Origin of the sequence: Haladaptatus sp. T7, from assembly GCF_026008575.1 — an archaeon.
GTDB classification, from domain to species: domain Archaea; phylum Halobacteriota; class Halobacteria; order Halobacteriales; family Haladaptataceae; genus Haladaptatus; species Haladaptatus paucihalophilus.
In genome coordinates this window covers 93,559-120,481 of sequence record NZ_BROP01000002.1, presented here as the reverse complement: position 1 = coordinate 120,481, position 26,923 = coordinate 93,559, and the positions used below count along the sequence as shown (strand labels likewise).

Here is a 26,923-nt window from a genome sequence, read left to right as displayed (position 1 = left end):
TCGCATCGAGCGGTCCCGGCGACCCGAATGAACGAACACAACGTCGATTGGAGCCGGTTGTTACTGGTTCCCGAGCGGACGGAGACGACCGAGCCGTCTACAGACATGAACCGAGAACCGTCGGACGACCGGACGTCCCCGCCGCCGTCGGTGGTCCTGCGGTCGCTCGAAGACGACAAGTGTCGAACGCTCCTCACGGCGTTACGCGAACCCACGTCCGCGACCGCGCTCCGCACCGAGTGCGACATGCCCCGTTCGACCGTGTATCGGAAACTCGAACGACTCGGCGAGGCCGGACTCGTGCGGGAGTACACCGAGGTTCGACGCGACGGACCGAACGCCACCCTCTACGAGCGCGATTTTACTGATATCTCCATCAGCATCGACGAGAACGACGAGTTCACGGTTTCAGTCGAGCGGCCGGACCGGGACGCCACGGACCGGATGGCGACTTTCTGGACGGAGATGAAAAAAGAATCATGATGGACGCGATAACGTGGCTCCTCGTCATCGTGAAGTTCACCGCGCTCGGACTCGGCGGGGTCGTCACTCTACTCGCCTACCGAGCCTACGAGCGCACGCAGTTCGCGGGACTTCGCTACTTCGCCATCGGGTTGTTCATCATCACCGTCGGGACGGTGCTGGTCGGCGTCTTCCACCACTTCCTCCACGTCGAACTCACGATGGGGATGCTCCTCGAAAGCTCCATCATCTGCGTCGGGTTCGGCGTCATGGTCGTCGGACTGTACGGGCAATAGCGGCGTTTTCGTCCGTTCACAAACCGGTTTCCCTCCACGTTTCGAGGTTGTCCCACGTTGTGAGACCCCACCATCGGTTCTTGTTCGATGCCTGTGGAGACTATCGTAATGAGAGTCATGACTGAAGGTACCCTCACGTTCGACGTGCCGCACCGACGACCCGCTTCGGGACCGCGTGGTGACCGATGAAGCGGACGGTAGCGGAACGGTTCGCGGACACCATCGTCGAGCGGAGCCGGCTCGTCATCGCGCTCTTGCTCCTCGTCTCGGTGGTCGTGGGTGCGGGCGCGGTCATCGGCGAAACGGGCGACGCGCCCATCGGCCAAGCCGGAACCACGTCGCAGGAACAGAAAGCCCTCGACGAAATCGGGGCGACGTACGGGACGAACGACGCGATAGTAAGCCAAGTCGTCGTGAGAACCGAGGACGGAAACGTCCTCTCCCGCGAGTCCTTGCTTCGAAGTCTCCGTCTCCAACGCGAGATACGAAACGACGACTCCATCAACGGGACGCTCCGCGCCGACCGCGGACTCGTCGGCATCGAGAACGTCGTCGCAACCGCCGCGTACGCGGAGGACGTGCGACGGCAACGGGCCAACTCGTCGAAGAACGGGTCCGGGACGAACGCCGGTGCTCCGGCGACCCGTCCACCGTCGCCGACGTTGGACCAGCAGATACGCGCGCTCGAAACGCGCTCTCCCGCCGACGTCCGGTCCCTCGTCGGAACGGTGCTCGATTCCGACGCGACCACTCCGGGAACCGACCCGACGGAGTTCCTCTCCTCGAACTACGAACCGGGGACGACGAGCGCCGACGCACGGATTACGTTCGTCTTCCAGCGAGGAACGGACGACTCGGAAGCCGCGACTCAAGCCGCGTACGACGCGCAGGTGGCCATCGAGTCGCTGGTCGATTCGCGCTTCGACGACGCGTTCGTCTTCGGGCAGGGAATCGTCGATGACGCCTCGTCGCGGGCCATCGGCGACAGTTTCATCATCATCACGCCGGTCGCCCTCGTCCTGTTGCTCATCGCGCTCACCCTCGCCTACCGCGACCTCGTGGACGTGCTCATCAGCGTCTTCGGCGTCGGCGTCGTGATGGTGTGGCTCAGCGGCGCGCAGGCGTGGCTCGGGATTCCGTCGAGTTCGCTCCTCATCGCGGTTCCGTTCCTCCTCATCGGGTTGAGCCTCGACTACTCGCTGCACGTCGTCATGCGGTACCGAGAGGCGCGGACCGGTGCCCTCGATACCGACGATTCGGATACCGACCGGCGGTCTCCGGCGATGGCGATGCGGTCGGGGCTCTCCGGGGTCATCCTCGCGCTGGTCATCGCGGCGTTTACGACCGCCATCGGGTTCTTCTCGAACTACGTCAGTCCGCTGGCGTCCATCCGCGACTTCGCGCTCCTGAGCGGCACCGGCATCATCGCCATGCTGGTCGTTTTCGCCGCGCTCGTCCCGGCGGTCAAACTCGAAGTCGAACGCTTCTTCGACCGCCGCGGCCGTCCCCGCTTGCGTTCGGCGTTCGGCGGCGGTAACGGACCGATTCGGCGCGCGCTTTCGGGTACCGCAAACCTCGCCCAACGGGCACCCGTCGTCGTCCTCGTCGTCGCCGTCCTCCTCGCGTCGTCCGGCGTCTACGGCGCGACGGGCATCGATACGGAGTTCAACCAAGCCGATTTCATCCCGCAGGACGCCCCCGCGTGGATGCACTCGCTCCCCGAACCGTTCGCGCCCGACCAGTACGACGTGAGCGCCAACCTCGCGTACCTGAGCGATAACTTCCGGCAGCGCGGTGAAGGGTCGGAGGCGCAGATACTCGTCCGTGGGACCGTCACCGACCCGAAATCACTCGCGGCGCTCGATGCGGCGACGACGACTGCAACGGAACGCGGCGGGCGGAACGGCACCATCGTCTTGCGGCCGGACGGGTCGGCCGCCGTCGAAAGCCCCGCGACGGTCCTGCGCGACGTGGCCGCCACGAACGACACGGTGGCCGCGGCAATCGACGACCGCGACCGTGACGGCGACGGACTCCCGGACGAAGACGTCGCGGCGGTCTTCGACCGGTTGTACGACGCCGCTCCCGAACGCGCGGCGACGGTCCTCTACCGTGACGCGAACGGGTCGTACGAATCCGCACGCGTTATCGTCGGAATCGCGGGCGACGCCTCGGCGCAGTCGAGCGCGAGCGACGTCCGCGCCGTCGCCACCGCGGTCGAACGAGGTGCCCCCGTCACGGCGATTGCGACCGGTCAGCCGGTCGTTACCGCCGTCGTCCAGAGCGCGCTGTTCGAGACGCTCGTCGAGGGATTCTCCATCACGCTCGGCGTCATCCTCGTGTTCCTCGTCGGGTTGTACTGGTGGCGATACCGTGCACCCGAACTCGGTGCGGTGCTCCTCGTTCCCGTCCTCATCGCGCTCGCGTGGCTGCTCGGAACGATGGCGTTGCTCGACATTCCGTTCAACAGCGAAACCGTCATCATCACCAGTCTGGCCATCGGTCTCGGCGTGGACTACAGCATCCACCTCGGCGAACGTGTCGTGGACGAACGCGCTCGTCACGACACGCTCGGGGAGGCGCTCTCGGCCGCCATCGTCGGGACCGGTGGCGCGCTCCTCGGAAGCGCGGTGACGACGGCCGCCGGGTTCGGCGTGCTCGCGTTGGCGCTCTCGCCTCCGCTCCGGCGGTTCGGGACGGTGACGGGATTGAGCATCGTGTACGCCCTCGTCGCGTGCGTCACGGTGCTTCCGTGCCTCCTCGTAATCCGCGAGCGACTCCTGGGACGACGGACGAACGTCGAATCCGGGGAAGCGGCGAACTGAAAACGCTGCCGGTCTTTTACGGTATTCGACGGTCGCAAGCGGTCCTTCGACTGTCCCCGTGTTCTCTATTTTCCGTGCCCGTCGTGGTTCGAAAATCGTGGCTCCGTGCCGTGCTGTCGAATCCGTTCGGGCCTATTCGACTACTTTGACGGCATCGCCGACGCGGAGCGTTTGATGGCGGTCCGACTCGGGTATCTGGGCGATGAGCATCGCCGCGTAGTGGTGGTCGAGCGCGCTCTCGTCCACCCAGTCCGGGAGCGTCTCCCGCCGTTTTCGGATGAATCGCGTGCGGAATTCTGGGAGGGCTTCGCCCGTGTCCGGGTCGCGCTGTGGGATGACGCACCGATTGCACGCCTCGACGCCCTCGAATCGGACACCGCCGACTTCGAAGGCGGGAGACCCGTCACCGATGAATCGGTCCTCCCAAAACGGGGGAACGCCTTCGATTTCGACGTTGGCGCGGAGTCGTCTCCGCGCGCTTTCGACCGTCATCCCGTCGAACCACGACGCGATGGCACGCAACGAGGCCGTGCTGATAACCGACGGCCCCCACTTTCGCCGGTCAACGAACCCGTTCTCCGTGTCCCGACGCAGCGTCAAGTCCATCTCGAAGCGGTCGCTGAACCACCGTTCGGCCCGTTCGCGTTGCTCGGGAAGGTCGAAGAGGCGTGTCTCTCCGTCCGGCGTTTCTATCGTCAGCTCACCCGAAGCGGGGTCGAAATCCGTTGACAGCCGTTGGAACATATCCGTTTGCTTCCCGTTGACGGCGTCGCCCGCGGCGTCGAAGAGTGCAAATTCCCTATCGTAGGCTATCGTGCCACCCGGTACGATGTCGGTCGCATCGACCTCGATGCCGTCGAGCCCTTTTATGGGATACACCCGTATCCGTCCGAGTTTCATGGATGGCTATGGTTCCGCGACGAGCATATAGCTGACTTTCAGGTCGGCTGCGCCGGTTTCCCGGCGGACGATACCCCTGCTCGAACCCCCCGATTTCATATATCGATATACGATACATGTGGCCGAAACGAACATAATTCTCGCTCCTCGTCAATCTCTAATCATGCCCGACTATCGGCCGATACCGGCCACATACGAAGACGAGTATCAGCGGTTTTTGCGGTACGCGTTCGAGCCGGAAACCGGGCCCAAGCCGACGGACCGTGCGAAGCAGTTCCTCTCGGTGGTGCTGTAATCGGCCGACTTTTCTATTCGTCCGTACCGGGAAGCGGCCGAAGCACGCCGTACCGGAGTCGATAAACGACCATCCCGGGTGTTTGACCGACGCCGAAGTTGTCCCTGAACGCTCCCGTTTGTGGCAGGAATCGTCGCCGGGCAGCGCCCGTGCACAGGATGAACAGCAGACGGCGACGGCGTTTCGTTCGCACACCGCCGACGTCACGGTCGGTCGTCGTTCAGCAGTGCCCGCCAATGGCGTATCTGAACGACCAACGTTATCGCGGCAACACCGAATTCGAACAGGGCGCGCGTTCGTCGCTTGACTATGATTCTCCGTGGGGGTCAGGTGGCTTTTCCACTGCTAAGCGACGGCTCCGGAAAAATCGGGGAATTTCGGTGGGTTCGAACTACGCCAGTGGGAAGATTGTCGAGATGACGAGCACCGTCACGAGGCCCGTGATGGAGATGATCGTCGTCAACACGGTCCACGTCTTCAGCGTCTCCGCTTGCGTAAGCCCGCCGATTTCCTTGACGAGCCAGAACCCGGAGTCGTTGTACCACGAGCAGATGTTTCCGCCCGCTCCGATGGCCATCACCATGTACACCGGGCTAACCGATAGCTGTGCGGTGAGCGGTGCCATGATTCCCGCGGCGGTGAGCATGGCGGCCGTCGCCGACCCCTGCGCGACGCGAACGATGGCGGCGATGAGCCACGCGGTCACGAGCAGGCCGATGCCGATGCCCTTGAGGTGGCTTGCGATGTACGACCCGATTCCGGACGCGGCCAAGAGCGCACCGAACGCGCCACCCATCGCGGTGATAGCGGCGATGTTTCCACCGCTCTTCAGCGCCTCCGTGAGTTCCTCCTCCCAGAGCGACCGCGAGAGGTCGGACCAGCGGAGGTAGGTGTACGCCGCCGCGATGGCGGCGATAGTCAGCGCGACGTTCTTGTCCCCGACGAACGCGACCACCGGTTGCAGGTTCGCGAGCACCGGATATGGGTCCTTGAACGTATCGACGATGGTGTAGGAGGCGACCAACCCGATTGCGAGGATGATGGGGATGGCCGATTCGAGCACACTGGGGAGGTTCTTGTTGTCCCGGTTCGCACGCTCTTCGAGTTCTTCCGTCGTCGTTCCCATGGCATCCCGAAGCGGGATGTTCATCCGCTTGTTTATCCAGCGGCCGTAGACCAGACCTCCCATGATCGCCGACGGAATGGCGACGACGATACCGACCAGAATGGTCAGCCCGAGGTTAGCGATGTCGAGTTGATCCGAGACTGCTAACGGTCCCGGCGTCGGTGGGATAAAGACGTGAGCCACCGAGGCACCTGCCCCGACGGCTATCAGATACAGCGCGTAATTCTTCCCCACACGTGCGCGCATCGAACGTGCGAGCGGCGCGAGGAGGTAGAACACGCTGTCGAAGAACACAGGAATCGCGAGTACGGTACTGCTGCCCCACAGCGCGATGTCCGAATTTTCCTTTCCAACGACCGATTGGAACGCCCGAACGATACGTTGGGCGGAACCGCTCTCGAGCATCGACTTTCCGATAACCGATGCCATTAGAATTGGAATACCGATACCGGCCATCCCGTTCCCGAACTCCGTCGCCGTTCGTGCTGCCGCGTCGCCGAACGTGAAGTCGGCGACGAATACCGCGTTGAGTAATCCGACACCAAATGCGGAGATAGCTAGCCCGACGAACGCCGGGAGGTCCCAGACGACCAGGAGGAGGATGACTAAAATCAGTCCGGCTGCGAACGTCAACAGCGGACTCTGTGCGAATTCGATTGCCATGGATTGCGACTCCATGTCATTGATGTTCATTGAAAACATTTTCCTTTAATAGCGATAATTTAATAAAGATGAATAATTAACAAACAGTATATTTGAAATAGATTGTATTATTTCTTCACTATGTAAACGAACGCTGGTTTTATTATTTCTCGTTTATTTGCGGTATTTATGGACCGTGCACTCGCCGTCGTCGAACCTACGGAGGCGGCCAAGGAACTCGTTCGCGAAGCAGGTATCATCGCCGAGGGATTGGACGCCGACTTGATTCTAACGCATATCACTACCGAACAAGAGTACGGCGCTCGGCGGGACGCGATGGAATCGCTCATGAGCAGTTCGGCGAGCTACACCGTCGGCGAGGCCGAGGAGGGTGCGACGCAGTTCGCCCGTGACATCGGTGACGAGGTCCTCTCCGAACTCGATGTGGAGTACGACGTGACGGGCTATCTGGGCAACAAGGCCGAGAAAATCCTCGCCGCCGCCGAGGAGTACGACTGCGACCACGTGTTCGTTACGGGGCGACAGCGCTCGCCGACGGGAAAGGCCCTCTTCGGCGACGCGACACAGGAAGTCATTCTCGACTTCGACGGACCGGTCACCGTTCTTACGGATTAACTGATTCTTCACCATTTATTCAACAATAGTCCAGTTTCACACGGTTTAGTGTGCAAATAGTGACGAAACAACCGGAATAATAAAACGGCAGCGCGATAGCCAACAACCGTGACCAGCACATTGCACGACCAGACCGCCGTCGTAACGGGGTCGAGTAGCGGTATCGGGTTCGCAATCGCACAGGAGTTCGCGTCCCGGGGCGCGAACGTCGTCGTCAACTCACGCTCGCAGGAGCGGGCGGCCGAAGCGGCCGAGGAAATCGCGGACGAGACGGGTTCAGAGTCCGTCGTTGCCATCGAAGCCGACGTGACGGACGCCGACTCGCTCGGATCGCTCGTCGAGGACGTCGTCGAGCAGTTCGGCTCCCTCGACGTCTGGGTGAACAACGCGGGCATCAACATCCGCGGCCCGGCCGAGGAGATGTCGCTCTCCGACTGGCAGCAAGTCATCGACGTGAACCTGACCGGCGCCTTCTCCGGGGCGCAACTCGCCGGACGACAGATGATAGAGCAGGGAACCGGCGGGAGCATCATCAACATCTCCAGCATGATGGGCGAACAGGGCCAGACCGGCCGGACGCCGTACAACACGTCGAAGGGCGGCGTCAACAACCTCACCCGCTGTCTGGCCGTCGAGTGGGCCGAACACGACATCCACGTCAATGCCATCTCCCCCGGCTACATCCGAACCGAGATGGTGGACGACGCACAGGACCAGATAGGGTTCGACGAGCAGGACGTCATCGACCGCACGCCGCTCGGTCGGTTTGGAACCCCCGAGGAAGTCGCCAACTGCGCCGCGTTCCTCGCGGAAGGTGAACACTTCATGACCGGCGAAATCCTCCACCCGGACGGCGGATGGCTCTCGTTCGGTTGGGGAAGCAAGTCATAGAGTTCGTTCTGCCCTGTATTTCGCCTTTCATATCGATCCGACATACTTCCCCGATATCCCTTCTTTCGTACCGCGAAATGCGGTCCAACTGCCCGACACGAACCTATTTCTCGCTTCTCATCAATCTCTAATCATGCCCGACTATCGGCCGATTCCCGCGAAGTACAAGGACGAGTATCGGCGATTTTTGTACTACGCGTTCCAACCCGAAGACGGTCCCGACATCGGCGAGGACGACGATGACCCCGAACTCGGGGACCGTCGCGGACTCTTCGACGGCGACGACTTGCTCTGCGTGTGCAAACACCATTGGTTCACGACTCGTATCCGCGGCGAGTGGCACGAGATGGCCGGTCTGTCCGCCGTCGCGTCGCCGCCCGAGAGCCGCCGCCGTGGATTGGTGCGTGAGATGCTCGCCGAATCGCTCGCCGAGTACCGCGAGAACGAGGTGTACTTCTCGGCCCTCTGGCCCTTCTCCTACGAGTTCTATCGGAAGTACGGCTGGGCGACGGCGAACAAGCACACGAAATACGAGACGACCCCGGACGCGCTCGATTTGGACATCGAACCCGCGGGCGAGTTTCGGCCGCTCGACGCCGACGACTGGGAACTGCTCGTTCCCGCGTTCGACGCGATGACCGAGGGATACGCCCTCAGCACCGACCGAACCGAAGACTGGTGGCGAGAGCGGGTCTTCAAGGGCTGGAAGCGGGACCCCTACGTGTACGCGTGGATGCGGGACGGCGAAGCGCGCGGTTACGTCGTCTACACCGTCCACGACGAGGACGACGGCAAACGGTTCAAAGTGTGGGAGTTGACGGCCATGGACGACGAGGCATACCGCCACCTCCTGCGGTTCGTGCAGTACCACGACTCGCAAGTCGAAACCGTCGAGCTGACATACGTCCCCGAATCCACCGACCTCCTCGACATCGTGGCGAATCCCCGTGACGTGGACTGCCAAATCAACGCCGGTCCCATGTTCCGCCTCGTGGACGTCCCGCGCGCCCTCGAAAGCATCGCGTACGATGCGGACGCCAACGTCGTCCTCCGCGTCACCGACCCGCTGGCGGAGTGGAACGAAGGGACGTTCGAACTCGACACCGGCGACGTCGTTCGCTGTGAGCGCACCGACGCCGACCCCGACGCGGTGACCGACGTGAACACGCTCTCGCAGTTGGTCGTGGGCTACCACGCCGTCGAAGACGCCGAACGGTTCGGAAACCTCTCCATCGAAACCGACGACGCGCGTGCGAACCTCGCCGAGCTGTTCCCCGAGCGGGACGTGTTCCTCACGGAAGGGTTCTGAGTCCCGACCGCCGACCGACCCGAATGTTCCGACCCACCCGCTCATTTTGACCGACCCGCACATTCCGACCGACCAATACTTTTGTTCTGCGGTGCCAACGGTCACCTATGTCGAACGACCGGGACGACCCTGACCGGGACGACCGAGAGGACCTCGAAGAGCGAATCGAGGAACTGGAAACCACCCTGCGCGGCCTCCAGACCGAACTTCGGCAACCGCCGCGCGGGCCGATGGGACTGCCCCGCCCGCCGACGCCCCGGGAAGTCCTCTCGTTTACCGGCGAGTACGCTATCCCGACGCTCATCACCATGCTGGAAGCGAACGTCCGCGCGCTGAAGGCGCTCCAGCAGATCATCCGCCTCGTGGACCCCGAATACGACCCGACGGAAGGAGCGCGCTCCGACCTCAGCGCCCGCGCCGGACGGGCGAGTCGCGCCACTCTCGACCGATTGCAGGATACGCTGAACGACGTCGAAGGTGCTCTCACCGAGGGTGGCCTACCCGAGGAACCGCGCGCCCGACGCATCCTCGAAGACGCCCGCCGACTCAGCGACGACATCCGCGAGGAAGTTTCGGCCGGGAGCGAACAGGCCGACGAGGGGCGCGAACTCGCGGACAACGCCGATGCCGAAGAAGCGGAACTGGAAGAGGAGGTCGACCAACCCGAAGTGGATGTGGATGCCGAACTCCGCTCCATCCGCGACGAGTTGGGCGTTCGCGGCAACGGCAGCGGCGACGAGGACGCCGATGACGAATCCCCCTCCGCCGATGACGAATCCTCTTCCGACGATGACGAATCCGGTCCCGACGACGACCCCGACGCGTAAGCCCCTTCTTCTCCCTCTGTTCTCCCCTCTTCTCGTTCTTCGTTCTGTTTCAGCGTCCCCGCTCGAACCATCGACGGGGTTTCGAACCGGATGGAAAAACGACGACCGTGCGCTCACTCGACGGGTTCGAACCGGTAGCCGTCCCACTCCTGACTCGCCTTCTCGCGGATTCCGGCGTCCGGGTCGCGGAGTTCGTCGGCGTAGACGGGCCGCACTTCGTCGCCGATTTCCACGCCGTCCGTCGTCAACTGCCCGATGGCCCGCACCGAGTCGCCGTCCACGTCGAACTCGACGATGGCGATGTGGTTCGGTTGGCGGACGCCGGGCGGGGTCGCGGTGCTGGTCGTCCACGTGACGACCTCGGCGGTCCTATCGGTCAAATCGACGGCTTCGTCTTGCGGTTCGGCACACTCTGGGCACCGCGGGTGCCCCGGATACGAGAGGTGGCCGTTGGGACAGCGGTGCGCTTCGAATTTCGAATTTCCGCTCATGCTTGCTCCATGATGGTGGTGATGACGCAGTTGCCGAATCCGCCGACGTTACAGGCCAGTGCGACCTCCGCATCGACTTGTCGTTTTCCGGCGTTGCCGAGCAACTGCTGGTGGAGTTCGTACGCCTGTGCGACGCCGCTCGCGCCGAGCGGGTGGCCCTTGGATTTCAGGCCGCCGGAGGTGTTGATTGGGAGGTCGCCGTCGTGGTCGGTGACGCCCTCCTCGACGGCTTTCCAGCCCTCGCCCTGCTCGAAGAAGCCGACGGCCTCGCTCTGCAGGAATTCGAGGATGGTGAACATGTCGTGGAGTTCGGCCACGTCGATGTCCTCGGGTCCTCGCTCGGCCATGTTGTAGGCGAGTTCGCTGCTCTCGACGGCCGCACCCATCACCGTCGGGTCGTCGCGCTCGTGGACGACGTGGGTGTCGGTCGCGCCGCCGATTCCGGAGACGACGGTGTACTCGTCGGTGTACTGCTTGGCCTCCGATTCCGGGCAGAACAACAGCGCGGCGCTTCCGTCCGTGATGGGACAGAAGTCGTAGAGGCGGAGCGGGTCGGCGACGATGGGCGACTCCATCACCGTCTCCACATCGACCTCCTTGCGGAACTGCGCGTGTGGGTTGTCCACGCCGTTTCTGTGATTCTTGACGGCGACCTTGGCCAGACTCTCGCGCGGCGCGTCGTACTCGTGGAGATAGCGCCGGGCGGTGAGTCCCGCGAAACTCGGCAGGGTGAGTCCGTGTTTGTACTCGACGGGATGGGTCAGCGAGGCGATGACGTCCGTCGCCTCGGCGGTCGTCTCGTGAGTCATCTTCTCCCCGCCGACGAGGAGGGTCAGGTCGCTCGCTCCCGAGGCGACCGACTGCCACGCGGCGTAGATTCCCGCGCCGCCGCTCGAACTCGTCTGGTCGATGCGTTGCGTGTACGCCGGGAGCGCGCCGAGGTCGTGCGCCAGCGCGTTCGGCACGCCGGTCTGCCCCTCGAACTCGCCGCTCGCCATGTTCGAGACGTAGAGGTGGTCGAGTTCCAACGGCGAGACGCCCGCGTCGTCGAGGCAAGCCTCCCCGGCCTCCGCCAACAGTTCGCGTATCCACGCGTCGCGCTGCCCGAACTGGGTCATCGACGCGCCGATGATTGCGACTCGTTCCATGGTCGCCACGACGGGGGGACGGGTTTAGAAGCTTGAGATTTCGACAACAAAAAGCACTTGTCGCGGTTCGGTATCGTGTCAGATATGCAACGGAGAGCCCTCCTCGTCTCCCTCGGTACGGGTGTAACCGCCGGGTGTGTCGGAATTTTCAACGATCCCGAGGCGACGCTCGGTCACTTCGACTTGATGAACTACGACGACGAACCGCACGTCTTTCGCGTCCGAATCGAACGCGACGGAAGTACCGTCCATCGATTCTCTCGGCGAGTGGAGCACGATGATCCCATCGCTATCCCCGTCGCCGACCGAACGTGGGGAACGACACCGGGGCGATACACGCTCAGCGTGAGCGTCGGGTCGGCTCACACTCACGCGACCTTTACGAAACGCGGTTGCCACGACGTGATACTCGATTATCGGTCCGGCAACGTGGGCATCTTCTCTCACAACGACGGTCCGGGGTGCCGATGAACGGTTTTGGGACCCGCCTCATGATGTGGGTTTTCTGATATTAGACAGAACCAAGGTACTGGGTGGCATAGTTCGTGTGCCGTGGCAAACGACAAAGACGACTTCAGTTCCATCACGGGACTGCCGGAAGAACTCGGCATCGACGAAGATTTGGGGCGAACCGAGACGCGCCTCGTCATCCGAACCGAGAAACGGCGCTACGACAAACCGGTCACCATCGTCGAGGGGTTCGACACCGGCGAGGTGGACGTAAAGGACCTCGCGTCCGAACTCAAGCGGAAGATGGCGACCGGGGGGACGGTACACGAGGGGGTTATCGAACTACAGGGCGACCACCGTGAGCGGGTCACGGAGGTACTACAGGACAAGGGCTTCGCGGTCGAATAAAAGCGGCGAGGGTCAGTCTCCGAACTTCGACATTTCCCTGTCTCGGAGTTCGATACGTCGGATTTTTCCGCTCGACGTCTTCGGCAGTTCGTCCACGAACTCGATACGTCGCGGGTACTTGTACGGTGCCGTCTCCTCTTTCATGTACTCCTGTAGCTCCTCGACGAGTTCGTCGTTCCCGTCGTAGCCCTCCGCGAGGATAACGTACGCTTTGACCACGTTGCCGCGCTCGTCGTGCGGACTGCCGACGGCGGCGGCCTCGGCGACCGCCGGATGGCCGACGAGCGCATCCTCCACCTCGAACGGCCCGATGCGGTAGCCCGAGGAGATGATGATGTCGTCGGCGCGGCCCTCGAAGAAGAAGTAGCCGTCTTCGTCCTCGCTCGCCAAGTCGCCGGTTCGGTAGTACGCCCCCGAGAAGGTCCGCTCGTCCAATTCCGGCTTTTCGAAGTAGCCGTCGAAGATGGCGGGACTATCGACGGGAACCGCGACTTCGCCGATTTCTCCCCGCTCGACTTCTTCCTCGTCCACCGTGTCGATGATGGTGGTTCCGAGACCGGGCGTCGGCTTGCCCATGCTTCCGGGCTTCACGTCGATACCGGGGTAGTTCGTCACCAAGGCGACGGTTTCGGTCTGCCCGTAGCCGTCGCGCGGCGTCACGTCGAAGGCCTCCTCGAACGCCTGAATCGGTTCGCGGTTCAGCGGTTCGCCCGCCGACAGCGTTTGCTTCAGCGAGAGGTCGTAGTCGGCCATGTCGTCCACTTGGGTGAACATCCGGTACTGCGTCGGCACCGCACAGAGGCGTGTGACGCCCTCCGATTCGAGCAGCGAGAGGAACGTCTCCGGGTCGAAGTCGCCCCGGTAGACGAACTGCGGTGCCCCCGTCGTCAGCGCCACCCCGACCGGACTCCAGAACCACTTGGCCCACCCGGTGCCCGTCGTCGCCCAGAGCAGTTCGTCCTCGAAGTCCATCCCCTCCTCGACGCCCCACCAGTAGCGCCCGTTGACGCGTTCGAAACAGTGCATCCAACGGTGACGGTGGAGCACGGGTTTCGGCTGTCCCGTCGTCCCGCTCGTGTAGTTGATAGACATCGGCGACTGTGGACCGATGTCCGGCCCGTCGTGTTCGGTCGATTCCCCGTCGATGAGCGTGCCGAAGGATTCCCACTCGCCCATCCGCGACCCGCCCAGCACGACCATCGTGTCGAGCGGCGTCTCGTCGGCGACGGCCTCTACCATGTCGGTCAGTTCGTCGTGGCACACTATCGTCGTCGCCTCGCAGTCGTTCGCCCGGAACTGGATGTCCTTTGGTTTCAGCATGGCCGAGCAGGGCACCAGAATCGCGCCGCGCTTCAGCGCCCCGAGTTGAATGGCGAACACGTCGGGGTGGCGCGGCAGGAGGTGCATCACCCGGTCGCCCTCGCCCACGCCGAGCGATTCGAGCGCGTTGGCGAACCGATTCATATCGTCGCGCAGGTCGGCGAACCGTCGCCGTGCCTCGTTCCCGTCGTCGTCCCGGAACTGCACGGCGAGTCGGTCGCCGAACGCCGCCGCGTGGGACTCGATGACCGCCGGGAGATTGTACCCCTCCGGGATGTCCCACTCGAATTCCGCGAGTTCGCGCTGGTAGTCGATTTGCATCCGTCCCGAACTGCGGTGGTCGATTATTTGATTGTGTCGTCTGGTATCACGCATCGGACAGAAGCGTCCGCCGGAGCTCAGCGCCCAATGCGACTTCCCTTCCGCGACTTCCCTTCCCTCCCCTCCTTTCACGTCATCCGAATCAGCTACCCTTCCACGAAGCGGAGCACGCCCCTTCCGAGCCCGTACCCGAGCAGCGCTCCGACCACGCCGAGGAGTGAGAACCCAACGGTCAGCGCCCAGAGCGGCGCTTCTCCCTGTACGGGGTGGCCGACGAGAGCGCGGCTCCCGACGACGAACGCGAACAAAACGCCGGGTGCGAGACCGACGGCGAGGCTGGCGGGAGCGCCGCCGCCGCGAAAGGCGCTCGCCGCGGAGACGAACGGCGGCGCGTAAAACAGCGCCGCGGAAAGCAGAAACGAGTCGGCGAAAACCGACCCACCGGCGAGCGTCACGACGACGAGGAGCGCGAAGACGACCGCGGCGTACCCGCCGACGAAGACTCGCCAGTGTCGTTTGCCCGCACTCGACCGCCCCCACAGTTCCGAGACAGTTGCCATCCACTCCGCGTGCAACGGCGAGGAAAATAAACGTTCAGTCGAGCCGCGATATTTCGGCGGGAATCGAGAAACAGTTTTCCCGTACCCCTTCAAATCATGAATAAGCATGACATACAGTGATGCCGAGAGTGCATCTCGGGAGGAACTGCGTGCGCTTCAGGACGACCGACTCGCAGAAACGGTCGCACACGCCTACGAAAACGTCCCCCACTACCGGAACGCGCTCGACGAGGCCGGCGTCTCGCCGGACGACATCGAGAGCGTCGAGGACGTATCGAAACTCCCCTTCACGACGAAAGAGGACTTCCGCGACAACTACCCGGACGGAATGTTTGCGGTCCCGCGTGCCGAACTACAGCGGATTCACGCCTCGTCGGGGACGACCGGAAAGCCGAAAATCGTCGGCTACACCGGTTCCGACCTCGGTGTCTGGCGCGAGGTTATGGCACGGTCGCTCTCCGCCGCGGGCGTCGAACCCGAACACGTCGTTCAGAACGCCTACGGCTACGGACTGTTCACCGGCGGCCTCGGGTTCCACGACGGCGTGGAGGAACTCGGCGCGTGCGTCATCCCCGTCGGCGGCGGCAACACCGCCCGGCAGATAGACATGCTCCAAGACTTGGAGAGCGACGTGCTCTCGTGTACGCCCTCCTACTGTCTGTACCTCGCGGAAGCGATGGAAGAGCGCGGCATCGACCCGAAGGACCTCCCGCTATCGACGGTCATCATCGGCGCGGAACCGTTCACCGACCCGATGCGCGAGGAGATAGAGGAGGCGCTCGACGTGACCGCGGTGGACGTGTACGGCCTCTCGGAAATCATCGGGCCGGGCGTCTCCATCGAGTGTGCGGACGCACAGGACGGCCTCCACGTCTGGGAGGACCACTTCTACCCCGAAGTCGTGGACCCGGAGACGGGCGAACCGCTCCCCGAGGGCGAGGAGGGGGAACTCGTCATCACGAGTCTGACCAAGGAAGCCCTGCCCGTTCTGCGCTACCGAACCGGCGACATGACGACGCTGAACTACGGGCGGTGTGACTGCGGCCGGACGATGGTTCGAATGGGCAACGTCACGGGCCGCGCCGACGACCTGCTCATCGTTCGCGGCGTGAACGTCTACCCGAGCCAAATCGAGGAGGTCATGGTCGACCTGGACGCCGTTGCCCCGCACTACCGAATCGACTTGCGGCGGGACGGCCAACTCGACAGGATGGAGATAACCGTCGAATACCACGAGGACTTCGACGATTCGCCGCACGAACTCCGCGAGCGAATTCAGGAGCGTTTGCGCGAAATTCTGGAGGTCAAACCCGACACGCTGGAAGTGGTCGAACCGGGTGCCCTCGAACGGACCGAGGTCGGGAAGGTAAAGCGCGTGTACGACCACCGCTGAGGGCTGCGCTTCGCGTCGCTCGACTCAGAGCCACGGACCGAGCAACGAGTCGCGCCCGTCCGGGCGTTCGACGCTGACGACGGTGCTGTACGCCGAGGAACGAACGTCCGCCGTCGTGGACCCGAAGACGAACTCCCGAAGCCTGTTCTTTTGCGGCGCGCCGAGTACCGTCACGTCGTAGTACTGAGACTGGTCGACGATGGCGTCGGTGGCGTCGTCCGCTTCGAGAATCCACTCATCGACGGCGGTGAAGTCGCCGAGGCGCTCGTTAGCCGCGGCGATGTACCGCTCCGCGTCGGTGTGGGCGCGTTCGTCCGCGGAACTCGGGACGACGTGGAGGAGTTCGAGCCACGCGCCGTGTTTCTCGGCGAGGTATCGTGCCATATCGACGGCCAGCCCGGAGTGTGGCCCGCCAGCCACCGGAACGAGAATCGAGGTCACGTCGGTCGAGATGTGATTTCCGCCGACGGAGATCACGTCACAATCGACGTGGCCACCGACGCGCGTCGAGACGCTTCGACCGAACGCCGTTGACGTCATCGACTCCGATTCGTCCACGACGACCACACCGGCAGAGAACTCCTCGCTCGCGGTCCGTGCGATGGTGAGATAGTTCCGTCCGACTCGGGCCGCCGCGCGGGTTCGAACGTCGAGTGCGGAATCGACGGTCGTCTGAAGGGTCCGCCGGGCCGCCGCCTGCCGTTCGCTCAACACGTCTCCGGCGAGATTGAGCGGCGTTCCCGACGACCTGACGGCCGCGTTGACGAGTATCAACTCGCCACCGCGCGCGTCGGCGAGCGCCGCCGCGAACGAAACCGTCCGTTCGGCGTCACCCCCGTCGGACAGGACGACGACGTTCTGCCGCGGTGATCGCCCACCGGCCGTTGCGTACAGCAGCGAGGGAGCCCACGGCATGGGACTCGTGTTCATACCTCACGACATTTACTGAAACGGTATAAATCACACCATTATCCAGCCAAATTTGGAATTTAAGCCCCTCGTGCCGATAAAATTCTCATTTCTTTTCGGTGAGCGTTTCGAACGTGGTTACCGCGTGCAGTTCTCGAAGTAACTACCAATGGAATTAAAATTGGCTCGAAATATCACGACCGAAGTGGGACGAATCGAGGCCGAGTTCGACGGGTGTTCGGGGATGTTTGGGAGTGTTCGGGGTGCCGTCGGGTGCTTCGGCGGTCGGTGTCGGTCCGGCTGTCAGGGTTTGTACACCCGACCGCGGAAGATGGCGACGTTCTCGGGGTCGCTTGCTTCTTCCGTTCCTTCGCTTCCTTCTCTCGCGGTTTCCGTTCCCCCGCTCCCGTCTTCCGTTTCGGTTTCCGCCTCGTCTTTCTCAGCTCTCGCCTCGACGGCCACGTCCACCCGATAGGTACCGGTGCGTCGAGTCTCGTCCTCGCGCTCGGCGACCGCGACGAGTCTGTCGCCCACGTCCGCGGCCGAGAGGTAGGAGATGTTCGTCTCCAGCGCGAGCGCGGTGTCGCCGTCGGCGTTCGACGCCGCCGCGAACGCCGCATCCGCGAGCGAGTAGACGACGCCGCCGTGGGGCGTCCCGTGGAAGTTCAGCAACTCCTCTCGGACCGTGAGTTCCGTCCGCGCCCCGCCCGACTCGAGGGTCGTGAGTTCGATTCCGAGGGTCGCACAGAAGGGGTCGTTCGCGATTTCGTCGTATCTCTCGTCCGGGATATTCGCCATGGGTCGGTTCCGCACAGTAGTTACTTATATTCTTCCCGAGTGGGATTCGACATGGCTTACAGCTACGAACCACACTACTTCGAGGACTTCGAGGAAGGCCAGACGTTCGAGAGCGTCGGCCGGACGGTCACCGAGTACGACTTCGTGATGCATTCGGCCTTCACCGGCGACTGGACGGAACTCCACACGAACAAGCACTACGCCGAGGACGAGTACTTCGGCGAACGCGTCGCACACGGCCCGATGACGTTCTCGCTGGCGACCGGGTTCGTCTACCGCTGTGGCTTCCTGGAGCGCACCGTCCTCGCGTTCCTCGGCATGAACTACATGGACATCCCCGCGCCCGTCAAGATGGACGACACCATCTCGCTCGACATGGAAGTCATCGAGACGAAGGACCTCTCCAGCCGCGAGGACTCCGGTCTCGTCGTCATCGACACCACGATGACCAATCAAGAGGATACCGTCGTCTTCGAAGGCGACATGAAGTTCCTCATCAAGCGCCGCGACTGAACGCCAAAGATAGCCCTTATCTCCTACCTTCCAGTGGAGAATGGGAATGGGACTAATCTGTCGAAATACGGTACTTTCATCGAATTCTTGAATAAGGTCCCGATTCTAATAATCTACAAATGGAAGATACTTTCGAATCATATCTCACAGAGGTATTTTCGTGTGTACACAACTTTCCGTTTGATAATGGCTATCAATTTAGGTCTGGTACCGGAAGAAAAGTTAGTTCTTCAATAACCAATCTTATCCAAGAATACTTTGGATTTTCTCCATATGAATATAAAATGAGTGAGCAAGCTATGCATACCGCAGTGCGATCAGAGATACTTGAAATCGCAGAAGATACTCCAAGTGATGACTTAGAGGATTGGGTTGATGAGTTCAAAAGAAGAAAGGACAATCTCTTGAAGAAGACAATTGGTGCTGAGAAAACTACCTATACGGTTGTTTTTCCACTGAATATCAGAGACAGCGACATCCCAAGTTCGATTTCTACACCGGATGTAGAATACAATAAAATAACATATGATAAATGGAGAAGTGAATACAAAGAACAGGCATTGAATAAAGACGATACTACATTAGAAAGATTCTGTCAAGAGACACCAAACCATCTTGATGCGAGAGATTCTCTTAGCATGTTCTATACCTTCTGGGAAGCGAAATATGACGCACGGGACGAGCTTTTCTCTCTGCATGTTGTTAGTAATCAAACCAAAATCTTGGTTGCAAAACTAAATTTTGTTATTTATAAGTGGTCAGCCGGAATTCCACAGCCATCAAGAAATAGCTCACGTCCACCAAGTGCCCGTTGGTCACGATTACAGGAGCCATTTTTCTATCTCACATTCAAAGAAGGGGATTATGTTACATACCAGCCAGTGGACTACGGATACCGCAGGGGGGCAGTATCCACTGGTCGAGTTGACTGTGAAAAAATTTATGAATTTCTCCAACTTCCAGACTTCTCGGCAGAAACACCATCCTTGGCTGGTGTAGACGAAGACATTGTTAATGCATTGCTAGCTTTCCACGAGGGAATTACAGAGTCGTCAACCTCACAATCATTTTTCTCATTTTGGAGAGGTATGGAGAATCTTGCTCAAGTAGAATCAGGGCAGAAAGAAGAAGCAATAGACAGAGCAGAATTTGCTCTGAATCGGGCTAGAGGAAAAAAGCGGCGACCTGAACTTGATGAAGCGATGGAAAATATAAGAGACAAGCGTAACATGTTCGCTCATGAAAAACCCAATGTCAGGGTAACGCCCAGCGACCATGGGATTACAAAATTACTATTGGACGGTTTACTAGAGTTTTATTTCGAGAATTATCAACGTGGCTTCTCCAGAGAAGACTATCAACAGTTGCTAAAATATGGTGCGAAATCTGAGACAGAGAGGGAAAATGCACGGCAACGAGCGGAGTCTGTGATTGATACTCTAAATGAATTGAAAAAATGAAGAATATACCAGACGATAGTTCTTACCTCCGAACGTTCTATGCCGTTCCCTTCGAAATTTAGTCCATGGTCTCCGACGCGCTCGTCGTCGCCGTCGTCTTCTGTACCTTCGGCCTGCTGTTTTTCAACCAAATTCGCGTCTACCCGCTCAGCCGGTCGTTGACGAGCGCGACGGGTGCCGTCGTCGTCCTCGCGCTCGGGGCGATTTCTCCCGACGAGGCGCTCGCCAGCGTCGATACGAGCACTCTCCTCCTGTTGTTCGGTATGCTCGCCCACGTCGAGGCGCTCTCGCGGAGCGGCTTTTACGGCTGGGCGGGGTCGTACCTCGTGGATTTCACCGGGACGGCGAGACGACTCACCGTGGGAACGCTCGTCGTCGCCGCCGTCTTCAGCTCCGTCGCGCTCAACGACGCGACGGTCCTGTTGCTGACCCCCATCCTCGTGCAGGTGATTCGCAACGCGGACATCGACCCCGTGCCGCCGCTCATCGCCGTCGTCCTCGGGGCGAACATCGGCAGCGCGGCGACGCCGCTCGGCAACCCGCAGAACGCCTACATCCTGAACCGAAGCGGATTGACGTCTGTCGAGTTCGTCGCGCACCTCGCGCCGGTCGCGCTCGTCTGCCTGCTCATCGCGGCGCTCGTCCTCGTGCCGATTACGGCCGCCGGGACGACGCTCCCGGAGATTCCCGTCCCCGACATCGACGAGCGGTGGGCGCTGTCGAGCGTCGTCTTTCTCCTCGCCACGTTCGCCCTTCTCATCGTTTTCCCGGACTCGGACCCCGGCATCATCGCCGCGTCGATGGGAATTATTCACATCACGTGGCTCCAGTTGTTCCGTCGAGTGCCCGGCGAGGAGATACTGCACGGGATGGACTGGAGCATCATCGTCCTGTTCGTCGGCATCTTCGTCCTCGTCGGCAGTCTGGAGGAGACGTCGCTGATGGGACTCGTTTCCGGATTCGGCGCTAGTTGGCGATTCGCCGGACTGACGTTCGTCCTGTCGAACCTCATCAGCAACGTTCCGGCGGTCGTCCTGCTCTCGTCGGGCGTCACGACTCAATCCGGTTGGCTGGTCCTCTCGGCGGTCAGCACCCTCGCCGGGAACGCCACGCCCATCGCCAGCGCGGCGACGCTCATCGCGCTTCAGCAGGCCGCCCGCCGCGGGGTGGACATCTCCATCCGGCGGTTGCTATCGGTGGGCGTCCCCGTGGCTATCGTCACGAGTGCCGTAGCGGTGCTCATGCTCAACGCGGGACTGTGAAAAACGAACCAAAACCGCGAGTCGGCGGCCTTACTCCTCCGACGAGCACGACGGGGAGGCACAGGACGCCCCGCAGGTCGAGTTACACCGTTGGGTCACGTCGTCCGAGTGGTCGAGGACGACGGCGTCCCCGGTCACGTCGAACCCGCTTCCCGTAACCGTGCTGCCGTCGCAGTACTGCAACAGGATTCCGTCGCGGTCGGTACCGGTCTGACTCACACAGCAGGACTCGAAGACGGAGTTCGGGCGGCCGAAGGCGCGGAGCGGCGCGCTGCCGGGATAGCCGCTTCCCGTGTGGTTCGCGTCGCCCGTCACCTGTACGCCGGAACAGACGACCGGCGCGGGCGTGGACTTCGGCTTCACCGCGTACATCGCCGCCGTGTCGTCGGTGCCGATTCGAATCCGGGTGTCTCGAATCGTGGTCGTTCCCGCACCGGCGGCGACTATCGCCCCGTCGCTCGCTACGTCGGCGGTCAGGCTGACGTCGCAGTTTTCGACCGTCGCGTCGTCGGCGAACAGCCAGATACCCCGCATGTTCGTCGGGAACGAGGAGGACGAATGCGCGTCGTCGATGACGACACAGCAGTCACGAACCGTACCGCCGGACCCGGCCAGACGGACGTTCGCGATGTTGTTATTCCTGTACTCGCCGCCGGTGACGGTGACGGTTCCGGTGCTCTTGCTCGACTCGTACAGGCCGTTGTTCGGGAATCCTCCGACGTGGCAGTCCCTGAATTCGAGGTCCCCCTTCGTGTACTGGTGGACGAAGACGCCGACCGCGCCGCTCCCGTCCGGCGCGCCGTCGGGGGCGCGGAGTCCCTCGACCAACCCGGACCCGTCGTCGGTGAGCACGCCGAAGATGAACGGTCCTTTCGACCCGTCGTGGACGCCGTGATGGTCCACGTCCCGGACGAGGAGGCCGTCGTCCACGTTTATCTGCATCCCCGGCGCTTCCGGGGCGTCGGTGACGTCGTGTCGAAGCCCCTCGTACTGGATGTTGTACGAATCGCTCGCGCCGCCCACCGACAGCCACATCGCACCGGGGTTTTGCGTGGCGCTGTCCGGCGTGTCGAGGAGCATCGTCGCCCCCTCCTCGACGCCGACCATCCCGAAGTCGTGGAGTCCGTTTCCGTAGTTATACACCAACTCGGTGACGCGGTAGGTCCCGTCCGGGAACTCCAGTTTCGTGTTGCTCTGGAGATTCTCGCGGAGGATGTCGTCGATGGGTTCCTCCCCACCCGGGTCCATTCCGAGGTCGTCCACGACGTCGTACACCTCGTCGTACTGGAAGCCGTCCGGAGTCGCCGTCGTCGCCTCGACGTTGCTGTCGATGTCACCGTTCGTCACGCTCGACGTGGCCGTCGTCGGGGTGACGGAAGCGATGGTTCCTCCCGCAACCAGTGCGCCGCTTGCGATTTTTAGATACGACCGTCGGTCGAGTGTCGTTCGCTCGTTCGGTGTATCTGGATTCTCGGACATCTTCAGCAGAAACGCGAGTATAATTCATAAAATCAGTTCGTGGTTGAATTACTAAAAATATCGTTCATGAACGTTCGAAACGGTACGCCGACGCGGTGTGATGGCGGGGCGACTCCGGGTCGTTCATCTTTTTCACCTCTCCGGCGAACTATCGCGTATGACGCTCGACGTACTCGAGGCGGAGGACGAACCGCGGATTATCGACACGCACGCCCACCAGCCGACGAAGGAGTTCTTGGAGGACGCGGGCGGGCAAATGATGGAGGACGCCGCGAACAAGTTCGGCGCGAAGATGGAGACGGACACCTACGATTCGCTCGTCGAGGAGTACCACGAGGCCGGAATCGGTCGGACGATTCTGCTCGGCTGGGACGCCGAGACCAACACCGGAAACCCGCCGGTGCCGAACGATTACGTCGCTGAAGTCCGCGACGAGTACGACGACTTCTTCATCGGCTTCGGCAGCGTCGACCCCCTGAAGGACGATTGCGTGGAGGAAGCCGAACGCGTCGTCAACGACCTCGACCTCTCCGGGTTCAAATTCCAACAGATAGCTCAGGGCTTCGACCCGAGCGCTCCCGAACACGAGGAACTGTTCTCGACCATCGAGGACCTCGGCGTCCCCGTCGTCTTCCACGGCGGTAACTCGACGCTCGGCGCGGGTGCACCCGGCGGCAGGGGCCTCAAAATCAAGTACGGAAACCCGATGCTCATCGACGACGTGGCCGCCGAGCACCCGGATCTCCAGATTCTGCTCGCACATCCCGCGTTCCCGTGGGAACAGGAGCAACTCGCCATCTGCCAGCAGAAGGGCAACGTCTACATGGACCTCTCCGGGTGGCTTCCGAAGTACATCGACGACCAAGTGCTCCACTACGCGAAGACGCTCCTGCGGGACAAAGTGATGTTCGGGACGGACTACCCGATGATTCGCCCCGGACAGTGGTTGGACCAGTTCGAGGACCTCGACTTCCCCGAGGAGGTCCAGCGGAAGATACTTTGGGAGAACGCGGAGGAGTTCCTCGACCTGTAGTCTCGCGGACCGCTACGCGACAGTTCGGGGCCACAATTCTATTCCTTCCCTCCCCCGAAGAAAACCACCCATGGCGAAACGAGCGACCGAGCGGTGGGAATACCACACCATCAGGCCGCCGCGGGGAAGCACGAAAAAGGAATCCATCGACCCCGAAAACGACCTGAACGACCTCGGCGAAGACGGCTGGGAGCTGGTGACGACCATCGAATACGTCGGCGGCGGGACGAAGTATCTCGTCTTCAAGCGACCGGCATGGAGGGATGACGACGACGAGAATGAGTGAGCGAGACGACAACGGCGACCAGATCAGCACCGCCAACACGATGCGCGAGCGGGCGGGCGAGAGCAGAGCAAAGCTTTGGGTCGTTCTCGGCGCGAGACGACTGTTCGTAACGGGTGCGATAGTCCTGCTCTTTTTCGTCGCGTTCGTCATCGCCGGGACGTTCCTCTACCCACCCCTGCGGTCCGAGATAGCGAAATCGGACACCATCGAGACGATGTTCTCGACCATGCTCGGCGCGAACATCACCGCGACGACGCTCGTCGTCACCATCACGCAGTTGGTTATCTCACAGGAGAACGGTCCGCTCGGCGACCAGCGCGGACGGATGAGCGACGCGATGGACTTCCGGAACTTCGTCGGCGAGATGCTGGGCCACACCACGCCGTCCGACCCGTCGAAGTTCCTGAGCGAGATAATCGACACGACCGAGGAACGAGCGAACGAACTTCGGAACTCCGTCGAACGGGACGGAAACGAGGAACTGCGCGGCGAACTCGACGAGTTCATCGACAGCCTCACCGGTAACGCGGATACCGTCAAAGAGCAACTCGACGGTGCGACGTTCGGCACGTTCGACGTGCTGTTCGCGGCGCTCAACTTCAACTACTCGTGGAAGATATTCCACGTCGAACGGATGCGAGACGAGTATCGGGACGACCTCACGGACGACCAGTATCGACTCTTCGAGCGGTTAAAGACCTCGCTGTCCATGTTCGGCCCCGCACGCGAACACATCAAGACGCTCTACTTCCAGTGGGCGCTCATCGACCTCTCGCAGATGATACTGTACGCCGCGATTCCCGCGCTGTTCGTGGCGGGTTCGATGCTCGCGTTCGTCGGCAGCGGGACGTTCACGGGAACGACGTTCGGATTTTCGGACATCCTGCTGGTCGTCGGCGCGGCGTTCAGCGTCACGCTGGTTCCGTTCATGCTCCTCGTCTCGTACATCCTCCGTATCGCCACGGTCGCCAAACGAACCCTCGCCATCGGGCCGCTCATCCTGCGGGATTCACAGCGATGACGGGGAACGACGACGCGAACGAAGGGGAGAACCGACGCTCACGTCGAGCGTTCCTCGGTGCGGCGGCCGCCGCGGGAATCGTCGGAACGAGCGGGTGCCTGACTCTCAGCCCGACGGTCCGCGTCACGGGTATCGAGGATTCGACCGTGTTCAAAGCGATCTCCGTCAGCGAACCGTGGGCCAGCGGTCGCGTGAGTGCGACCGTGACCTTCACGCCGTCAGCGACGACGGAGTACGGCGTTCGGACCCTCGTGGTCGTCAGTTCGAGCGGAAGCGAGTTCGACACGGCGGGCGTCTACGGCGGCCAAACGTCGAAGAGCGTCTTCCTTCCCGTCGGGAAATCCACGCTCACCGCCGTCGATTTCGACGGGAAGACGGTCGATTCGGTGTCCGTGACGGTCGGCGGCGACCGACTCCTCTAAGGAACGCCTCGGGGATTCTTGACCCTCCTCGTCGTACGGAGTCCGGGTGAACGGAATGGAGGAGTTCGATGTCGTCGTTATCGGCGGGGGAACCGGAAACAAAGTGGTGCTCGCGGCCGCGAACCGCGGATTGGACGTGGCGCTCGTCGAACGGGGGCCTGTCGGCGGAACGTGCGTCAACCGCGGGTGTAACCCGTCGAAGACGCTGATACACCGGGCGGACGTGGCGGAAACCGTCGGGCGAGCGGGCGAGTTCGGCATCGACGCCGACCTCGAACGAATCGATTTTCCCCGCATCGTCCACGAGGTGACCCGAGCGGTGGACGGCAAATCGCGGAGGATGGAACGAATCGACGAGGAGCGCGAGAACGTTACGCTGTTCCGCGACGACGCGCGGTTCGTCGGCGAGCGAACCTTGGACGTCGGCGACGAGCGCATCCGTGGCGAAAAAGTCGTCGTGGCCGCCGGAGCGCGCCCGTCGATTCCGCCCATCGACGGCATCGAGGACGTGGAATACCTCACGAGCGCCGACGCGCTCCGACTCGACAGCCAACCCGACCGACTGGTCATCGTCGGGGGCGGCTACATCGCCGCGGAACTCGGCTACTTCTACGAGGCGCTGGGGACGGCCGTCACCATCATCGGTCGGAGCGACGTGCTCGTCTCGAACGAGGACCGCGACGTCGCGGAGACGTTCACCGAAATCGCCCGTCGCCGCCACACGGTTCACGCGGGCTACGAGGCGACCGCGGTCTCTCAATCGAATGGGCGCGTGACCGTCACGGCGACCGCGGAGGACGGCGAACCGGTCGCGGTCACGGCCGACGAGATGCTGGTTGCGACCGGGCGACGGCCGAACACGGACCGTCTCGACCCGGAACGAGCGGGTATCGAACTCGACGACCGCGGCTACATCGAGACGAACGAGTTTCTGGAGACGAGCGCGGAACACGTCTGGGCGCAGGGTGACGTCATCGGGACCTACGAGTTCAAACACGCCGCCGACCACGAGACGAAGTACGTCGTGAAAAACGCCCTCGACGGGGAACGAGAGGCGGTCGAGTATACGAGCATGGGCCACGCGATTTTCACGTCACCGCAGATTGCCGGAACGGGAAAAACGGAACAAGAGTTGGCGGATGCGGGGCGGGAGTACGCCGTCGGTCGATGTGCCTACCGGGAGACGGTGATGGGTAACGCGCTCAAGGACCGGGACGGCTTCGTCAAGGTGCTCGCCGACCCCGACGGGGCCGTTATCGGCTGTCACATCATCGGTACCGACGCCTCGACGCTGATTCACGAGGTCCTTCTCGCGCTGGCGAGCGGGTCCGGGACCGTCGGCGACGTGACCGAGACGATCCACATCCACCCGTCGCTGAGCAAGGTCGTGTTGAAAGCGTTCGAGGACGTCGAGTAGGTGCGCGTTCCTCGTGGATGTCA

The 26,923-nt window shown here is 62.1% G+C and carries 28 protein-coding genes; 19 read left to right on the top strand and 9 right to left on the bottom strand.

Annotated elements, in window-relative coordinates; genetic code table 11:
* Positions 1-27: 27 nt before the first annotated feature.
* From OPC11_RS06635 to OPC11_RS06625, 3 genes are all read left to right on the top strand, one after another.
* Positions 28-483, top strand: a complete 456-nt coding sequence (locus tag OPC11_RS06635) for a helix-turn-helix domain-containing protein (RefSeq protein ID WP_007979022.1) — start codon at positions 28-30, stop codon at positions 481-483.
* The gene (locus OPC11_RS06630) at positions 480-758 is read left to right on the top strand and encodes a hypothetical protein (protein ID WP_018128685.1); all 279 of its coding nucleotides are present in this window, start codon (positions 480-482) and stop codon (positions 756-758) included. The genes OPC11_RS06635 and OPC11_RS06630 overlap by 4 nt, the downstream gene beginning before the upstream one ends.
* A 185-nt stretch (positions 759-943) precedes the next feature.
* Positions 944-3,583: an MMPL family transporter gene (locus OPC11_RS06625; RefSeq protein WP_264781410.1), complete on the top strand. Its 2,640-nt coding sequence runs from the start codon at positions 944-946 to the stop codon at positions 3,581-3,583.
* A 132-nt stretch (positions 3,584-3,715) separates the two neighbouring features.
* On the opposite strand, the gene OPC11_RS06620 is transcribed toward OPC11_RS06625, so the two are convergent.
* The gene (locus OPC11_RS06620) at positions 3,716-4,483 is read right to left on the bottom strand and encodes an MOSC N-terminal beta barrel domain-containing protein (protein WP_264781409.1); all 768 of its coding nucleotides are present in this window, start codon (positions 4,481-4,483) and stop codon (positions 3,716-3,718) included.
* Positions 4,484-4,646: 163 nt separating this feature from the next.
* On the opposite strand from OPC11_RS06620, the gene OPC11_RS06615 reads away from it, so the two are divergent.
* On the top strand, positions 4,647-4,778 hold the full coding sequence (locus OPC11_RS06615; protein WP_264781408.1) for a hypothetical protein: 132 nt from the start codon (positions 4,647-4,649) through the stop codon (positions 4,776-4,778).
* A gap of 391 nt (positions 4,779-5,169) precedes the next feature.
* On the opposite strand, the gene OPC11_RS06610 is transcribed toward OPC11_RS06615, so the two are convergent.
* Positions 5,170-6,597: a gluconate:H+ symporter gene (locus OPC11_RS06610; protein WP_007979015.1), complete on the bottom strand. Its 1,428-nt coding sequence runs from the start codon at positions 6,595-6,597 to the stop codon at positions 5,170-5,172.
* A gap of 138 nt (positions 6,598-6,735) precedes the next feature.
* Between OPC11_RS06610 and OPC11_RS06605 the strand changes: the two genes are divergently transcribed.
* The 4 genes from OPC11_RS06605 (at position 6,736) to OPC11_RS06590 (ending at position 10,209) form a co-directional block, all read left to right on the top strand.
* Complete coding sequence (locus OPC11_RS06605; protein ID WP_007979014.1) at positions 6,736-7,182, top strand: universal stress protein; 447 nt, start codon at positions 6,736-6,738, stop codon at positions 7,180-7,182.
* A gap of 108 nt (positions 7,183-7,290) precedes the next feature.
* A complete protein-coding gene (locus OPC11_RS06600) occupies positions 7,291-8,073 on the top strand; it encodes an SDR family oxidoreductase (protein ID WP_264781407.1) in 783 nt (260 codons plus the stop codon).
* Between the two features lie 133 nt (positions 8,074-8,206).
* Positions 8,207-9,382, top strand: coding sequence for a GNAT family N-acetyltransferase (locus OPC11_RS06595; protein WP_264781406.1), 1,176 nt, complete (start codon positions 8,207-8,209; stop codon positions 9,380-9,382).
* A 107-nt stretch (positions 9,383-9,489) separates the two neighbouring features.
* Positions 9,490-10,209, top strand: coding sequence for a hypothetical protein (locus OPC11_RS06590; RefSeq protein ID WP_264781405.1), 720 nt, complete (start codon positions 9,490-9,492; stop codon positions 10,207-10,209).
* A gap of 113 nt (positions 10,210-10,322) precedes the next feature.
* Here OPC11_RS06590 and OPC11_RS06585 read toward each other — a convergent pair whose 3' ends face one another.
* Both OPC11_RS06585 and OPC11_RS06580 read right to left on the bottom strand, forming a co-directional pair.
* The gene (locus OPC11_RS06585) at positions 10,323-10,700 is read right to left on the bottom strand and encodes an OB-fold domain-containing protein (protein WP_264781404.1); all 378 of its coding nucleotides are present in this window, start codon (positions 10,698-10,700) and stop codon (positions 10,323-10,325) included.
* Positions 10,697-11,848 carry a thiolase family protein gene (locus OPC11_RS06580; RefSeq protein ID WP_264781403.1) on the bottom strand — a complete coding sequence of 384 codons (1,152 nt, stop codon included), beginning with the start codon at positions 11,846-11,848 and terminating at the stop codon, positions 10,697-10,699. The genes OPC11_RS06585 and OPC11_RS06580 overlap by 4 nt, the downstream gene beginning before the upstream one ends.
* 84 nt (positions 11,849-11,932) lie before the next feature.
* Here OPC11_RS06580 and OPC11_RS06575 point away from each other — a divergent pair, with 84 nt between their 5' ends.
* Positions 11,933-12,319, top strand: coding sequence for a hypothetical protein (locus tag OPC11_RS06575; protein WP_264781402.1), 387 nt, complete (start codon positions 11,933-11,935; stop codon positions 12,317-12,319).
* A 111-nt stretch (positions 12,320-12,430) separates the two neighbouring features.
* On the top strand, positions 12,431-12,706 hold the full coding sequence (yciH, locus tag OPC11_RS06570) for a stress response translation initiation inhibitor YciH (RefSeq protein ID WP_198292369.1): 276 nt from the start codon (positions 12,431-12,433) through the stop codon (positions 12,704-12,706).
* Between the two features lie 12 nt (positions 12,707-12,718).
* Here yciH and OPC11_RS06565 read toward each other — a convergent pair whose 3' ends face one another.
* Together OPC11_RS06565 and OPC11_RS06560 are read right to left on the bottom strand one after the other, a co-directional pair.
* Positions 12,719-14,401, bottom strand: coding sequence for an AMP-binding protein (locus OPC11_RS06565; RefSeq protein WP_264781401.1), 1,683 nt, complete (start codon positions 14,399-14,401; stop codon positions 12,719-12,721).
* 92 nt (positions 14,402-14,493) lie between these two features.
* Positions 14,494-14,907, bottom strand: a complete 414-nt coding sequence (locus OPC11_RS06560) for a hypothetical protein (protein WP_007978996.1) — start codon at positions 14,905-14,907, stop codon at positions 14,494-14,496.
* A gap of 106 nt (positions 14,908-15,013) precedes the next feature.
* Here OPC11_RS06560 and paaK point away from each other — a divergent pair, with 106 nt between their 5' ends.
* Entirely contained in the window at positions 15,014-16,300 is a 1,287-nt protein-coding gene (gene paaK, locus OPC11_RS06555) for a phenylacetate--CoA ligase PaaK (RefSeq protein WP_264781400.1), read from the top strand.
* Between the two features lie 24 nt (positions 16,301-16,324).
* Here the strand turns inward: paaK and OPC11_RS06550 are convergent, their stop codons facing one another.
* Complete coding sequence (locus OPC11_RS06550; protein ID WP_264781399.1) at positions 16,325-17,230, bottom strand: universal stress protein; 906 nt, start codon at positions 17,228-17,230, stop codon at positions 16,325-16,327.
* Between the two features lie 282 nt (positions 17,231-17,512).
* Positions 17,513-18,007: a hotdog fold thioesterase gene (locus OPC11_RS06545; protein ID WP_264781398.1), complete on the bottom strand. Its 495-nt coding sequence runs from the start codon at positions 18,005-18,007 to the stop codon at positions 17,513-17,515.
* 51 nt (positions 18,008-18,058) lie between these two features.
* On the opposite strand from OPC11_RS06545, the gene OPC11_RS06540 reads away from it, so the two are divergent.
* The 3 genes from OPC11_RS06540 to OPC11_RS06530 all read left to right on the top strand — a co-directional run bounded on the left by OPC11_RS06540 (position 18,059) and on the right by OPC11_RS06530 (position 21,242).
* On the top strand, positions 18,059-18,520 hold the full coding sequence (locus OPC11_RS06540) for a MaoC/PaaZ C-terminal domain-containing protein (protein WP_007978987.1): 462 nt from the start codon (positions 18,059-18,061) through the stop codon (positions 18,518-18,520).
* A 119-nt stretch (positions 18,521-18,639) separates the two neighbouring features.
* Positions 18,640-19,980, top strand: a complete 1,341-nt coding sequence (locus OPC11_RS06535; protein ID WP_264781397.1) for a hypothetical protein — start codon at positions 18,640-18,642, stop codon at positions 19,978-19,980.
* 65 nt (positions 19,981-20,045) lie between these two features.
* The gene (locus OPC11_RS06530) at positions 20,046-21,242 is read left to right on the top strand and encodes an SLC13 family permease (RefSeq protein WP_264781396.1); all 1,197 of its coding nucleotides are present in this window, start codon (positions 20,046-20,048) and stop codon (positions 21,240-21,242) included.
* Between the two features lie 30 nt (positions 21,243-21,272).
* Here the strand turns inward: OPC11_RS06530 and OPC11_RS06525 are convergent, their stop codons facing one another.
* The gene (locus OPC11_RS06525) at positions 21,273-22,721 is read right to left on the bottom strand and encodes a hypothetical protein (RefSeq protein WP_264781395.1); all 1,449 of its coding nucleotides are present in this window, start codon (positions 22,719-22,721) and stop codon (positions 21,273-21,275) included.
* 157 nt (positions 22,722-22,878) lie between these two features.
* Here OPC11_RS06525 and OPC11_RS06520 point away from each other — a divergent pair, with 157 nt between their 5' ends.
* The 5 genes from OPC11_RS06520 (at position 22,879) to OPC11_RS06500 (ending at position 26,900) form a co-directional block, all read left to right on the top strand.
* The gene (locus OPC11_RS06520; RefSeq protein ID WP_007978982.1) at positions 22,879-23,754 is read left to right on the top strand and encodes an amidohydrolase family protein; all 876 of its coding nucleotides are present in this window, start codon (positions 22,879-22,881) and stop codon (positions 23,752-23,754) included.
* 70 nt (positions 23,755-23,824) lie between these two features.
* A complete protein-coding gene (locus OPC11_RS06515; protein ID WP_007978981.1) occupies positions 23,825-24,040 on the top strand; it encodes a DUF4177 domain-containing protein in 216 nt (71 codons plus the stop codon).
* Entirely contained in the window at positions 24,033-25,061 is a 1,029-nt protein-coding gene (locus tag OPC11_RS06510; RefSeq protein WP_264781394.1) for a hypothetical protein, read from the top strand. The genes OPC11_RS06515 and OPC11_RS06510 overlap by 8 nt, the downstream gene beginning before the upstream one ends.
* The gene (locus OPC11_RS06505) at positions 25,058-25,483 is read left to right on the top strand and encodes a hypothetical protein (protein WP_264781393.1); all 426 of its coding nucleotides are present in this window, start codon (positions 25,058-25,060) and stop codon (positions 25,481-25,483) included. Before OPC11_RS06510 ends, OPC11_RS06505 begins: the two co-directional genes overlap by 4 nt.
* Positions 25,484-25,538: 55 nt before the next feature.
* The gene (locus OPC11_RS06500) at positions 25,539-26,900 is read left to right on the top strand and encodes a dihydrolipoyl dehydrogenase (RefSeq protein WP_264781392.1); all 1,362 of its coding nucleotides are present in this window, start codon (positions 25,539-25,541) and stop codon (positions 26,898-26,900) included.
* The last annotated feature ends 23 nt before the right edge of the window (positions 26,901-26,923 follow it).